Annotated in this window: 11 protein-coding genes; 4 read left to right on the top strand and 7 right to left on the bottom strand. The window is 72.0% G+C overall.

Features of this window, described 5'->3' with window-relative positions:
• Positions 1 to 117: 117 nt before the first annotated feature.
• From OG780_RS12360 to OG780_RS12335, 6 genes are all read right to left on the bottom strand, one after another.
• Complete coding sequence (locus tag OG780_RS12360) at positions 118 to 1,233, bottom strand: LOG family protein (RefSeq protein ID WP_328447558.1); 1,116 nt, start codon at positions 1,231 to 1,233, stop codon at positions 118 to 120.
• A 475-nt stretch (positions 1,234 to 1,708) separates the two neighbouring features.
• Complete coding sequence (locus OG780_RS12355) at positions 1,709 to 2,116, bottom strand: VOC family protein (protein ID WP_328447556.1); 408 nt, start codon at positions 2,114 to 2,116, stop codon at positions 1,709 to 1,711.
• 141 nt (positions 2,117 to 2,257) lie between these two features.
• Positions 2,258 to 3,952: a hypothetical protein gene (locus tag OG780_RS12350; protein WP_328447554.1), complete on the bottom strand. Its 1,695-nt coding sequence runs from the start codon at positions 3,950 to 3,952 to the stop codon at positions 2,258 to 2,260.
• Entirely contained in the window at positions 3,934 to 4,671 is a 738-nt protein-coding gene (locus tag OG780_RS12345; protein WP_328447553.1) for an ABC transporter ATP-binding protein, read from the bottom strand. Before OG780_RS12345 ends, OG780_RS12350 begins: the two co-directional genes overlap by 19 nt.
• A 290-nt stretch (positions 4,672 to 4,961) precedes the next feature.
• On the bottom strand, positions 4,962 to 6,344 hold the full coding sequence (locus OG780_RS12340; protein WP_328447552.1) for an aspartate aminotransferase family protein: 1,383 nt from the start codon (positions 6,342 to 6,344) through the stop codon (positions 4,962 to 4,964).
• Entirely contained in the window at positions 6,329 to 6,844 is a 516-nt protein-coding gene (locus OG780_RS12335; protein ID WP_328447551.1) for an Lrp/AsnC family transcriptional regulator, read from the bottom strand. The genes OG780_RS12340 and OG780_RS12335 overlap by 16 nt, the downstream gene beginning before the upstream one ends.
• A gap of 187 nt (positions 6,845 to 7,031) precedes the next feature.
• On the opposite strand from OG780_RS12335, the gene OG780_RS12330 reads away from it, so the two are divergent.
• Positions 7,032 to 8,471 carry a gamma-aminobutyraldehyde dehydrogenase gene (locus OG780_RS12330; RefSeq protein WP_328447550.1) on the top strand — a complete coding sequence of 480 codons (1,440 nt, stop codon included), beginning with the start codon at positions 7,032 to 7,034 and terminating at the stop codon, positions 8,469 to 8,471.
• 106 nt (positions 8,472 to 8,577) lie between these two features.
• On the opposite strand, the gene OG780_RS12325 is transcribed toward OG780_RS12330, so the two are convergent.
• Positions 8,578 to 9,240 carry a hypothetical protein gene (locus OG780_RS12325; protein ID WP_328447548.1) on the bottom strand — a complete coding sequence of 221 codons (663 nt, stop codon included), beginning with the start codon at positions 9,238 to 9,240 and terminating at the stop codon, positions 8,578 to 8,580.
• A gap of 294 nt (positions 9,241 to 9,534) precedes the next feature.
• On the opposite strand from OG780_RS12325, the gene OG780_RS12320 reads away from it, so the two are divergent.
• From OG780_RS12320 to OG780_RS12310, 3 genes are read left to right on the top strand one after another with little or no spacing between them, the layout of a single operon-like run.
• Positions 9,535 to 10,191, top strand: a complete 657-nt coding sequence (locus OG780_RS12320) for a response regulator transcription factor (RefSeq protein WP_326785217.1) — start codon at positions 9,535 to 9,537, stop codon at positions 10,189 to 10,191.
• Positions 10,188 to 11,603: a sensor histidine kinase gene (locus OG780_RS12315; RefSeq protein ID WP_328447545.1), complete on the top strand. Its 1,416-nt coding sequence runs from the start codon at positions 10,188 to 10,190 to the stop codon at positions 11,601 to 11,603. The genes OG780_RS12320 and OG780_RS12315 overlap by 4 nt, the downstream gene beginning before the upstream one ends.
• 51 nt (positions 11,604 to 11,654) lie before the next feature.
• On the top strand, positions 11,655 to 12,845 hold the full coding sequence (locus OG780_RS12310) for an ABC transporter substrate-binding protein (protein WP_328447543.1): 1,191 nt from the start codon (positions 11,655 to 11,657) through the stop codon (positions 12,843 to 12,845).

Raw genomic sequence — 12,845 nt, 5'->3', positions numbered from 1 at the left:
GGGGATTTGCTGCGGTCTTTCCAGCAACAGCGCCCCCAGGAGTCTCACAGGTCTATAAGCGCGACCTAAGTGCTGTCAATGCGTAGACCGTGCCCGACTGTTGGCTTTGCCGAGTTGTTAAGGTCCCAGGTGTTTGAGTGCTTCCGGAGCGTCATCGACGCCGTCGACGAGGGCGATGCGTGACTCCATCGCACGCTCCCTGGCCAGCGACGTCAGCAGTGCCCAGGCGGGGTACTTCTCGGTCCAGTGCTCCCGGTCCACCAGGACCATGGGGGTCGGCTCGCCCCTGGATCCGTAGTAGTTGGGGGTCGCGTTGTCGAAGATCTCCTGTACGGTCCCGGCGGCGCCCGGAAGGAAGACGACCCCCGCGTTCGAGCGGGCCAGCAGTCCGTCCTCACGGGTCGCGTTGGCAAAGTACTTGGCGATGTGCGCGGCGAAGGCGTTCGGCGGCTCGTGGCCGTAGAACCAGGTGGGGATGCCGACCGAGGCGCCGCCCGAGGGCCAGCGCTCGCGCACCTCGAACGCCGCGCGCGCCCAGTCCGTGACGGAAGGGGTGAACGAGGGGACGGCGGCCAGCACACGCAGAGCCTCGTCGAGCATGCCGTCGTCGAACGGGGCCGCGTACGCGCCGAGGTTCGCCGCCTCCATGGCGCCGGGGCCACCGCCGGTGGCGACCATGAGACCGGAGCGGGCGAGGGTGCGGCCGAGCCGCGCGGCCCCCGCGTACGCCTCCGTGCCGCGCGCCATCGCGTGGCCGCCCATCACGCCCACCACCCGTACGCCGACGAGGAGTTCTTCGAGCGCGTCCGAGACGGAGTCGTCGTGGACCGCGCGCACCATCGACGCGAATATGTCACCGTCGGCCTTGGTCCGCTGGAACCAGGCGTACGCGCGGGCGTCGGGCGTCGACTCGTACCCCGCGTCGAGCGAGGCGAAGAGCTCGTCGGGGGAGTAGAGGTGGCCCCGGTAGGGGTCGAGGGGGAGGCCCGGTACGGGTGGGAAGACGAGCGCACCGGAGAGCCGGACCCGCGCGGCCGCCTCGGGCTCCATCGGACAGCCGAGGAAGACGGCACCCCCGGTGTCCACGGACAGCAGGTCCCGCGTACGGCCCGTCAGATCGACGGCCTGGACCCGGAACCCGGCGAGCGAGCCGCCCGCCGAGACGGCCTCGTCGAACTCGGCGAGGGATTCGATCTCACGGTCGTGGGAGACGTGAAGAGGAGTTGGCAGCACCCGGCCATGCTAGGGGCTGCCGCCCGAGGCGCACCGGGGTTCTGGACCCCAGGCCCTCGCGACGTGACCCCGGGTCACCCCCGGCCTCGCAGCTGGCCGCTGACCGCGACCCGGCCGGTAATCGGCCCCGGCCCGGCTCTGGCCGAGCGGCCCAGCCCCGGCGCTTCACGGCCCGCCGCACCGGCAACCTTCTTTCGCCCCCTCCGCCCCGTACCTGGGGCTCCGCCCCGTACCTGGGGCTCCGCCCCAGACCCCGCTCCTCAAACGCCGGAGGGGCTGGATCTTGCCCCCGCACCCGAAAACGCGGGCCGGAGGAAGGTCGCCCCTGGGCTGGATCTTGCCCCCGTACCCGAAAACGCGGGCCGGAGGAAGGCCGCCCCTGGGGCTGGATCTTGCCCCGCACCAGAAAAGGCGGGCCGGCGCGCGGACCCCTGTACCGCGCGCCGGCCCCGGAACGTCGACCGGGTGGTGAGGCTCAGGCCTGGACCGCCGCCGGGTCCATCCACATGACCTCCCAGGTGTGGCCGTCCAGGTCGTCGAAGGCACGCCCGTACATGAAGCCCTGGTCCTGTGCCTCGCCGGTGCCCGAGCCGCCCGCCGCGATGGCGGCGTCGACCAGCTCGTCGACCTTCTCGCGGCTCTCGGCGCTCAGACACAGCAGCACCTCGCTGGTCTTCGTCGCGTCCGCGATCTCCTTCTTGGTGAAGTCCGCGTAGCGCTGCCTGCCGAGCAGCATCGCGATGATTGTGTCGCTGATCACCACACAGGCGCAGTCGTCGGTGGAGAACTGGGGGTTGATCGTGTAGCCGAGCTCCGTGAAGAACTTCCTCGAGGCGGCGACGTCGGACACGGGCAGGTTCACGAAGATCATCTGCTGGTACATGCGAGGTACTCCCGTCGGTGTGGTGCCGTTCGCAGGGATAGACCGGGGGGTCGCCCGGAAATCATCGCCCGGTACGGACTTTTCCCGGAGGACCGCGCCGGGCGGCCCGCGGGCGCGTCACCTGACCGGCCCGCGGGCCGGTCAGGTGATGAGCGGAAGCGCGGCCAGTTCGGCGACCGCCCAGGTCAGCGGGGCGAACGCGACGAACAGCGCCCCGGCGCGCAGGGCCGCGGCGCCGCGCAGCATCGTGGCGGGCGCCCCGAGCCGCAGCAGTGCCGCCGTGGTGTCGGCACGGGCCTGCCGCACCTCGACGGCGGCGGTCGCCAGCGTCAGCAGCGTGCACCCGGCGACCAGCAGGGCGCCGAGCGTGGTCAGCGGACCGAAGGCGGGCCGGGCGCCGGTGTACAGCGTCGTCATGGCGAACCCGCCTGACGCCACCGCGCACACCACCCCCAGCGGCTGCCCGATGCGCCGCGCCTCCGCCTGGAGCACCCGCCCGGCCAGCAGCCGCATCGCGCCCGGACGTACGGCCTGGAGCAGCCATCCGCACAGATACGTGATCGCGGGCCCGGCGAGGGCCAGACCGACCGCCGTCAGCACCCAGCCGAGCAGTACCCCGGCCGGACCGCCGACGAATCCGCCGGGCAGCGCGAGCACGGGCGCGGGTCCCGGACGGCTCGCGTACGTCTCCACGGCCAGCCCGGCCGCCAGCGCGGCCGCGCCCCAGGGGAGCCCGTTCGGGCAGCCCTGCGCGGGCGGCAGCGCACGGGGGCCGGCCTCGGCGGCCCGACGCCGGTCCGGGCGCGCACCGGGCACGACGGCACCCTCGTACGCCGGTTCCGGGTGTGCGTACGAAGGTGCCGTGTCCCCGTACGCGATGTCCGGGCGCTCGTACGAGGGCGGCGTTCCGTGGGCGACGGCGGGGGGCAGGTCCTCCGCGGCCGTCCTCCGGGTCTCCCCGGAGGCGTACGCCTCGGCGGTCCAGTGGAAGTCGGGGCCGCCGGGGCCGTCCGCCGCGGGGGCCCGCGGGTCGGGTGCCGGCAGGGCGGCGCCGTCGGCGTCCGTCGACGCGTCCCGGAATCCGTCGCCCGTGCCGGTCACGGTCAGACCCGCGGCCGTGCCGGTCACGGTCGGACCCGCGGCCGTGCGGGTCGCCGCGGAGGCCGTGGGCCCGCCGGGCGCGGTGATGGGCGCGGGCGTGCCGGGAGCGCCGCCCGTGGGCCGTCCGCCGCCGCGGGTACCGGGCCGGGGAGCGCCCGCGACGGCGTTCTGCCGCGCCGACATCCAGGTGCGGCCGTACGACCACGCGGCGCGCACCGGACCGCTGCCCCGGGGGCGCAGGGCCAGGGCGGCCGCGCCGGAGGCCGCGACCGGCACCACGACGAGCAGGGTGAGGGCCGCGGGCAGGGGCAGGGACCGGCCGGAGGCGAGGAAGTCCGTGGCCGTGCCACCGAACGGGATACCGGTCAGGTCGCCGCGCAGGTGGAGGAAGAGGACCAGGGCGAGCAGAGAGCCGAGGAGCGTGGACAGGGCGGTGGTGGCGGCGGAGATCGCCATCAGCCGGCCCGGACCGAGGCCGATGGCGGACAGGCCGGGCCGGGGCCGGGTGGCGGGGTCGGTGCGGGCCACCGCGACGGCGAAGTAGACCGTGGCGGCGAGGGGAACGACGCACCAGGCCAGGCGCAGCGCGCCGGCGGCCGAGGCGTCCGGATGGCTCAGCGCGTACCCCAGCGTGCACAGCAGCAGGAACCCGGTGCCCGCGGAGGCGGCGGCGACCAGGAGCCGGCGGAGCTGGACGAGGGGGTGCCCCCCGCGGGCTAGACGGAGAGCGAGCACGCGGCCCGGCCTTCCGTCTCGGCGACCGGGGGCAGGTGGACGGTGTTCACGCGCCGTCCGTCGAGCAGGTTCACCGTGCGGTCGGCGAGGGCCGCGGTGTCCGGGTCGTGGGTGGCGAGGACGACGGTGATGCCGTGCGAGCGGGCCGCCGAGGTCAGGGTGCGCAGCACATGAGCCTGGTCGGCGCGGTACAGAGGGGCCGTCGGCTCGTCGGCGAACAGCACGGTGGGGGCGGGGGCGAGGGCGCGGGCGACGGCCACGCGCTGCCGTTCGGCCTGGAGCAGGGCGTGCGGGCGTCTGCGGGCGCAGTCGCCGACGTCCAGACGCCTGAGCCACTCCAGGGCGGCGGTCTTGGCGGCCCGGCGGGTCCAGCCGCGCAGCATCAGCGGGAGGGCGGTGTTCTCCCAGGCGTTCAGCTCGGGGACCAGCGTCGGGACGGGGCCGATCCAGCCGAACCGGTCCCGGCGCAGCCGCTCGCGGGTGAGCGGGCCCATGGTGTGCACGGGCGAGCTGTTGAACCAGACCTCGCCCTGCTGCGGCAGGAGCTGGCCGGACAGGCACAGCAGGAGGGTCGTCTTGCCGCTGCCGCGCGGGCCGCCGACGGCGAGGATCTCGCCCTCACGGACGCCGAGCGAGACGCCGCTGAGCGCGGGCGAGCCGTTGTGCTTGACGTGCAGGGCGCGTGCCCAGAGCACGTCGTTGTCAGGCGGGGCCACCATCGCGTACACCTCGTTCAGAGCTGATGTGCCGTGCCCGGCGATCTCTTCGAGGTCGCTCGGTCCCCCGGACGGGGGAACGAAGGCAGGGCCGATCGGTCAAGGGGCACGCTAGGGAGTCGGGGCCGGGAGGCCGGACAGCACACGGCCCCGGGCCGCCCATTCTCACTCGAACGGGCGCCACCGGGGCCGGTGTTGATCAGTCAACCGGTGTTGATCAGTCAAACGGAAGACCGGAGCCCGCCGGGGGGAACCGGCGGACCGAGCTCACGGCCGGGGCCGACGGGGTGCGGTCAGAGCTTGGTCCACGCCTCCGTCAGGACCTGACGGACGATCCCCTCGATCTCGTCGAAGGTCGACTGGTCGGAGATCAGCGGCGGCGAGAGCTGGATGACCGGGTCGCCGCGGTCGTCGGCGCGGCAGTAGAGGCCGTACTCGAAGAGCTTCTTGGAGACGAAGCCGTAGAGCACGCGCTCCGACTCCTCGTCCGTGAAGGTCTCCTTGGTGGCCTTGTCCTTCACCAGCTCGATGCCGTAGAAGAAGCCGTTGCCGCGGACGTCGCCGACGATCGGCAGGTCGTGCAGCTTCTGCAGGGTCTGCAGGAAGTTGGCCTCGTTGTCCAGCACGTGCTGGTTCAGGCCCTCACGCTCGAAGATGTCGAGGTTGGTGAGCGCCACGGCCGCGGAGACCGGGTGGCCGCCGAAGGTGTAGCCGTGCAGGAAGGTGTTGTCGCCCTTGTAGAACGGCTCGGCGATCCGGTCGGAGACGATGCACGCGCCGATCGGGGAGTAGCCCGAGGTCATGCCCTTGGCGCAGGTGATCATGTCCGGTACGTAGCCGAACTTGTCGCAGCCGAACATCGTGCCGAGGCGGCCGAAGGCGCAGATGACCTCGTCCGAGACAAGCAGCACGTCGTACTTGTCGCAGATCTCGCGCACGCGCTGGAAGTAGCCGGGCGGCGGCGGGAAGCAGCCACCGGCGTTCTGCACCGGCTCCAGGAAGACCGCGGCGACGGTGTCCGGGCCCTCGAAGAGGATCTCCTGCTCGATCTGGTCGGCGGCCCAGCGGCCGTAGGCCTCCGGGTCGTCGCCGAAGAGCGGGGCGCGGTAGATGTTGGTGTTGGGGACCTTGTGGGCACCGGGGACCAGCGGCTCGAAGGGGGCCTTCAGGGCCGGCAGACCGGTGATCGACAGGGCGCCCTGCGGGGTGCCGTGGTAGGCGACCGCACGCGAGATGACCTTGTACTTGGTCGGCTTGCCCTGCAGCTTGAAGTACTGCTTGGCCAGCTTCCACGCGGTCTCGACGGCCTCGCCGCCACCCGTCGTGAAGAACACCTTGTTCAGGTCGCCCGGCGCGTGGTGCGCGAGGCGCTCGGCCAGCTCGATGGCCTTGGGGTGGGCGTAGGACCACACCGGGAAGAAGGCCAGCTCCTGGGCCTGCTTGAAGGCCGTCTCGGCCAGCTCGGTGCGGCCGTGGCCGGCCTGGACCACGAACAGGCCCGCGAGACCGTCGAGGTAGCGCTTGCCCTTGTCGTCGTAGATGTAGGTGCCCTCACCACGGACGATGGTGGGAACGGGCGCGTTCTCGTACGAGGACATGCGGGTGAAGTGCATCCACAGGTGGTCGTACGCGGTCTTGCTGAGGTCCTTGGTGCTCACGGCTATCGGGTTCCCCACATGTAGGTCTGCTTCTTGAGCTTGAGGTAGACGAAGCTCTCGGTGGAGCGCACCCCGGGCAGGGCCCGGATGCGTTTGTTGATGACGTCCAGCAGGTGGTCGTCGTCCTCGCAGACGATCTCGGCGAGGATGTCGAACGAGCCCGCGGTCATCACCACGTACTCGACTTCCGACATGGCAGTCAGCGCTTCGGCCACCGGGTCGAGGTCGCCTTCGACGTTGACACCGACCATCGCCTGCCTGCGGAACCCCACGGTGAGCGGGTCCGTGACGGCGACGATCTGCATGACGCCCTGGTCGAGCAGCTTCTGGACCCGCTGGCGCACGGCGGCCTCGGAGAGGCCCACGGCCTTGCCGATCGCGGCGTACGGGCGGCGTCCGTCCTGCTGGAGCTGCTCGATGATGGCGAGGGAGACGGTGTCCAACTGGGGACTGCCGTTCCTGGACTCGCGGGAGTCCCTGGGTTCCGCGCTTCGACTGGCCACGACCTCACTGTGCACGACGTATCGACAGTTCCGCAAGCATGCGGCGATGAAATTCGTTGTTTACAGGTACGTGTCTTGCGGATTTCGCAGCCATGGGCCGTTCGGGGGTGTTGAAAACGTGGAGCCACGGATTAGGGTGGGGCCCAGGCATCTCAGGTAGTGGACACCTGGGCCGTTGGACATCCGACAGGAGGGCCGGGCAGTGAGCACCGAGCTGCGTCGTCTGCGCAATTACATCGACGGAGAGTTCCGCGATGCCGCCGATGGACGGACCACGGAGGTGGTCAACCCCGCGACCGGCGAGGCGTACGCGACCGCGCCGCTCTCCGGCCGGGCGGACGTGGACGCCGCCATGGCGGCCGCCGCCGCGGCCTTCCCGCAGTGGCGGGACAAGACCCCCTCCGAGCGCCAGAAGGCGCTCCTGAAGATCGCGGACGCGTTCGAGGAGCGGGCCGAGGAACTGATCGCGGCCGAGGTGGAGAACACCGGCAAGCCGATCGGGCTGACCCGGTCCGAGGAAATCCCGCCGATGGTCGACCAGATCCGCTTCTTCGCGGGTGCCGCCCGCATGCTCGAGGGCCGTTCGGCCGGCGAGTACATGGAGGGCATGACCTCGATCGTCCGCCGCGAGCCGGTCGGCGTCTGTGCCCAGGTCGCGCCGTGGAACTACCCGATGATGATGGCGGTGTGGAAGTTCGCCCCGGCCCTCGCGGCGGGCAACACGGTCGTCCTGAAGCCGTCGGACACCACCCCGGCCTCCACCGTCCTGATCGCCGACATCCTCGGCGGCATCCTGCCCAAGGGCGTCTTCAACGTCATCTGCGGCGACCGCGACACCGGCCGCGCGATGGTCGAGCACCCGACCCCGGCGATGGCGTCCATCACCGGCTCCGTCCGCGCGGGCATCTCGGTCGCCGAGTCGGCGTCCAAGGACGTCAAGCGCGTCCACCTGGAGCTGGGCGGCAAGGCCCCGGTCGTCGTCTTCGAGGACACCGACATCCCCAAGGCCGTCGAGGACATCTCGGTCGCGGGCTTCTTCAACGCCGGCCAGGACTGCACGGCCGCGACCCGCGTCCTCGTCCAGGACTCCATCCACGACGAGTTCGTCGCGGCGCTCGCCAAGGCCGCCGCCGAGACCAAGACCGGTCAGCCGGACGACGAGGACGTGCTCTACGGCCCGCTGAACAACCCCAACCAGCTCAAGCAGGTCGCCGGGTTCATCGAGCGCCTGCCCGCGCACGCCAAGGTCGAGACGGGCGGTCAGCAGGTCGGCGAGAAGGGCTACTTCTACGCCCCGACCGTCGTCTCCGGCCTCAAGCAGGACGACGAGATCATCCAGAACGAGGTCTTCGGCCCGGTCATCACCGTGCAGTCCTTCTCGGACGAGGCCCAGGCGATCGAGTGGGCCAACGGCGTCGACTTCGCCCTCGCCTCCTCGGTGTGGACCAAGGACCACGGCCGGGCGATGCGCCTGTCCAAGTCCCTCGACTTCGGCTGCGTGTGGATCAACACCCACATCCCGCTGGTGGCCGAGATGCCGCACGGCGGCTTCAAGAAGTCCGGCTACGGCAAGGACCTGTCGGGCTACGGCTTCGAGGACTACACGCGCATCAAGCACGTGATGACGTCGCTGGACGGCTGACCGCCGGCCGACCGAGCGGCGTTCACGCTCGGCTCGTACGCACCACGTGGCCCCGGACGGGAGTCGATCCCGGCCGGGGCCACGGTGTTCCCCCCGGGCGTTCGGCTCAGACGCTCTCGGTCACGCTGGAGAGCGTGGGTCCGCCGGGTGCGCCCGCCTTCCCGTCCCCCTTCTCCGTGTGGAAGCCGGGCAGCTCGCCGGAGCCTCCGACGGAGCCGCCGACAGGGCTTCCGCCGGATCCGGTACCGGGCTTGCCGGGCTTGCCCGGAACGGGCAGCGGGGGCAGGCCGGCCTTCGACGAGAGGGTGATGCCGGCCTTCTTCAGGATCGGCGCGCACGCCTTCACGGCGGCCCGGTAGCTCTTGGAATTCGGGTCGAATCCGTTGGCCGCCCCGACCTGCACGTTGAACAGGATGCGGCCCTGCTTGTCCTTCGAGGCGTGGAAGGCCGGGAAGACCTTCTGGCCGTGGCCGCGCATGCACGCCGCGAACGCGTCGTTGGCGGTGTTCACGTCCCCTGGCGCGTGCGAGGTGGGCCGGTACCCGACGGCGCCCGGGAACCCGGCGGGGGGAAGGCCGCCCTTCGGCGGCTTGCCGGTCGTCGAGTGCTGCGTGAGCCGGGCGGACGCGGCGGTCCACGCCGTCGCCGTGGTGACGGTGGACCTGTCGGACGCCGAAGCGGCCGAGGCGCTGACGGTCCCGAGGGTGGCGGCCGAGATCAAGGCGCAGGCCAGGGCGAGTCGTTGTGGCCGAGTGGCCAGTGCACGCATGGGTTTCCTCCATGGGGCGGGCGGCGGTGCCGCCGGGTCGGACGCGTTGGCGCACGGTGGCGCACCACCGAGCCGTCACGTGTCGTGGCTCGACCGTCGGGGCGGGGTGCGCGGTGTCGTGTTGTGCTCCAGCCAAGCCCGGGGGCGGTTACGGCACGGGAACGGCCGTCCTTATGGCGAACCGACGGCGAGCCGGAGGCGTACGCCGGGACGGCCGGGCCCGGCCGGGGTGCGCGGGGCCCGCACAGGGAACGCTTATCCCCGTGTAACCCCCGGGCCGCCACACTGACCGCCATGCGTGTGCTGGTGGTCGAGGACCATGAGGAACTGGCCGAGACCGTGGCCGCCGGGCTGCGCCGCGAGGGCATGGCGGTCGATCTCGCGCTGGACGGGCCCACGGCGCTGGAGCGCGCCACGGTCAACGCGTACGACGTCGTCGTGCTCGACCGCGATCTGCCCGGCGTCCACGGCGACCAGGTGTGCCGGACGCTGGCCGCGGGCGGCAGCCGGGCGAGGGTGCTGATGCTGACCGCGTCCGGCACGGTGGCCGACCGGGTCACGGGACTCGGCCTCGGTGCCGACGACTATCTGCCCAAGCCCTTCGCGTTCGCCGAACTCGTCGCGCGTGTACGGGCCCTGGCGCGACGCGCGCAGCCCGCGCTGCCCCCTGTCCTGGTCCGCGGGGAACTGCGGCTCGACCCGGCGCGGCGGCAGGCGACCCGGGGCGGTTCGGGGCTCGCCCTCAGCCCGAAGGAGTTCGCCGTGCTCGAACTCCTGCTGGCCGCGCAGGGCGCCGTGGTCTCCACCGAGGAACTCCTGGAGCGGGCCTGGGACGAGGCGGCCGACCCCTTCAGCCAGACCGTGAAGGTCACGGTGAGCCGGCTGCGCCGCAAACTGGGGGAGCCGCAGCTGATCGCGACGGTGGACCGGGCGGGGTACCGGATCGCATGACGGACGCATCCGCCGGAGCGGACCGCCCGGCCCCGTACGGCACGCGCCCGCGGCCGGCACCGCCCGGCCGCCGTTGGTGGCGAGCACCGCGGACCGCCCGCGGGCGGCCGGCCCTCGGCGGTGTCCGGTGGCGGATCGCCCCGCGCAGCATTCGCTGGCGTCTGACCCTGCTCTACAGCGCGCTGTTCGTGGTGGCGGGGGCCGCCCTGCTCGGCTTCACCTATCTGCTGGCGTCGCGGACCGCGCCGTCGACGGCGGTCGGGGGTTCGTCCGTGGCCCCCGGGCTGCCCGGGGGCGAGGGACAGACCCCCGATCCGCCGACGCTCACGATGTACGCCGAGGCCCTGCGCGCCGATCAACTGCACCAGTTGCTCGTCGAGGCGGGCGTCGCGCTCGCCGTGATGACCTTCGCCTCCGTGGCCCTGGGCTGGCTCATGGCAGGACGCGTCCTCGCGCCGCTGCGCACGATGACCTCGGCCGCCCGGCGGATCTCCGCGGACAACCTCCGACAGCGGCTGGCGGTGCCGGGTCCCGAGGACGAACTCAAAGCCATGGCGGACACCTTCGACGACGTACTGGGGCGGTTGGAGGGCGCGTTCGAGGCACAGAAACAGTTCGTCGCCAACGCGTCGCACGAACTGCGCACTCCGCTCACGCTCCAGCAGGCGATCGTGGACGTCGCGCTCGCCGACCCCGGGGCGTCGGTGGAGAGCCTGCGGGCCGCGTGCCTGCGCGTTCGTGCCGCCGGGCAGGAACAGGAGCGCCTCATCGACGCCCTGTTGACCCTCGCGCGCAGTCAACGCGGGCTTCAACGAAGGGAGTTCGTCGACATCGCCGAGACGGTGCGGGAGCTGCTGCCGGACGGCGGGCCCGGGACCGGCGGGCCACGGGTGCGGGCCGACCTCGGCTCCGCGCCCGTACTGGGCGACCCCCAGCTGATCGAACGCCTGGTGGTCAACCTCGCCGACAACGCCGTACGGCACAACACCCGTGGGGACCAGGAGAGCTGGGTCCAGGTGTGGACCGGGACGGAGGCGGGGCGCCCGGTCCTGCGGATCGACAACACCGGCCCGGTGATCCCGCGCGACCAGGTGGCCGGACTCTTCCAGCCGTTCCGGCGGTTGGGCGCGGAACGGACCGGCACGCACCCGCGCGGGAAGGGCCGCCCCCGCGAGGGCCTCGGGCTCGGCCTGTCCATCGTCACGGCCGTCGCCACCGCCCACGGCGGCACGGTCGAGGCATGGCCCCGTCCGCGGGGCGGCCTGTCCGTGAGGGTCGCGTTCCCGCCGTGCGCACCGCCCGCGTCGAGGCCGGGCCAGGCGCAGGGCCGGGGACGGGCGGCGGTCGCGCGCGCGGAGTTCTCGGAACGCAGGGGAACGGATCGACAGGGTGTCGGGTCGGCGGGCGACTGATCGACGCAGCGTCCATTGTCCCGGCCGGGCCCGGGTCGGCATGCTTCGCGCGTGCCAGTGAATCGGAAGACCTCGCCCCCCTCCCGCCGGTCCCTGCTGCGCGCCCTGGGCGGCGGTGCCGTGCTCGGAGCACTCGCGGGATGCGGGGTACCGGCGGCGTACGTGGGACCGGGAGACCGGGCCGGAGCGGACCTCTCCGCCACGGACAAGCGGCTGACCTGGGCGAACTGGCCGCTGTACATCGACACCGACGACGAGGACAGCACCCGGCGGCCGACGCTGGAGGCCTTCGGGAAGCGCACCGGGATCTCCGTCGACTACATCGAGGAGATCAACGACAACGACGAGTTCTTCGGCAAGATCAGCCCGTCCCTGATGAACCACCAGCGGACCGGCCGCGACCTCATCGTCATCAGCGACTGGATGTGCGCCCGTTTCGTCCGGCTCGGCTGGGTCCAGGAGATGGACCGGTCCCGGCAGCCGAACGTCGTCAAGTACCTGGACCCGCTGCTGAGTTCGCCTGCCTTCGACCCCGGCCGCAAGTCCTCGGTGCCGTGGCAGTCGGGGATCACCGGTATCGCGTACAACCGCCGCAGGGTCGGCCGCGAGATCCGGCACGTCTCGGATCTGTGGGCCGACGACCTCAAGGGCCGGGTCACCCTGCTCTCCGGCCTGGACGAGGCGTTCGCGCTGCTCATGCAGGGCAACGGCGTCGACATCACGAAGTGGCGGGCCGACGACTTCCACCAGGTGTGCGATCAGGTCGAGAAGCAGGTGCGCCGAGGCCAGATCCGCCGCTTCACCGGCAACGACTACATCAAGGACCTCGCCGGCGGGGACGTGCTGGCCTGCCAGGCCTACTCGGGCGACGTGATCCAGCTCCAGGCCGACGACCCCGACATCCGCTTCGTCGTCCCCGAGGAGGGCGCCGAACTGTGGGCCGAGTCGCTGATGATCCCCAACCTGGCCCGGCACAAGGCCAACGCCGAGAAGCTCATCGACTACTACTACGAGCCCGAGGTCGCCGCCGAACTGGCCGCCTGGGTCAACTACGTCTGTCCGGTCCCCGCCGCCCAGGACATCCTCGCCTCCTCCGGGGACAAGGACACCGCCGCCCTCGCCGAGGACCCCCTGATCTTCCCGGACGCGACGATGCGCAGGCGTCTCGCGATCGCCCGCGACATCACCGCCGCCGAACGCACGGAGTTCGCCAAGCGCTGGAACGCGATAGCCGGCCTGTGA

Source organism: Streptomyces sp. NBC_00386, from assembly GCF_036063235.1.
Classification (GTDB): domain Bacteria; phylum Actinomycetota; class Actinomycetes; order Streptomycetales; family Streptomycetaceae; genus Streptomyces.
Note: the sequence above shows the minus strand (reverse complement) of the source record. Positions and strands in the feature narration are given on the sequence as shown.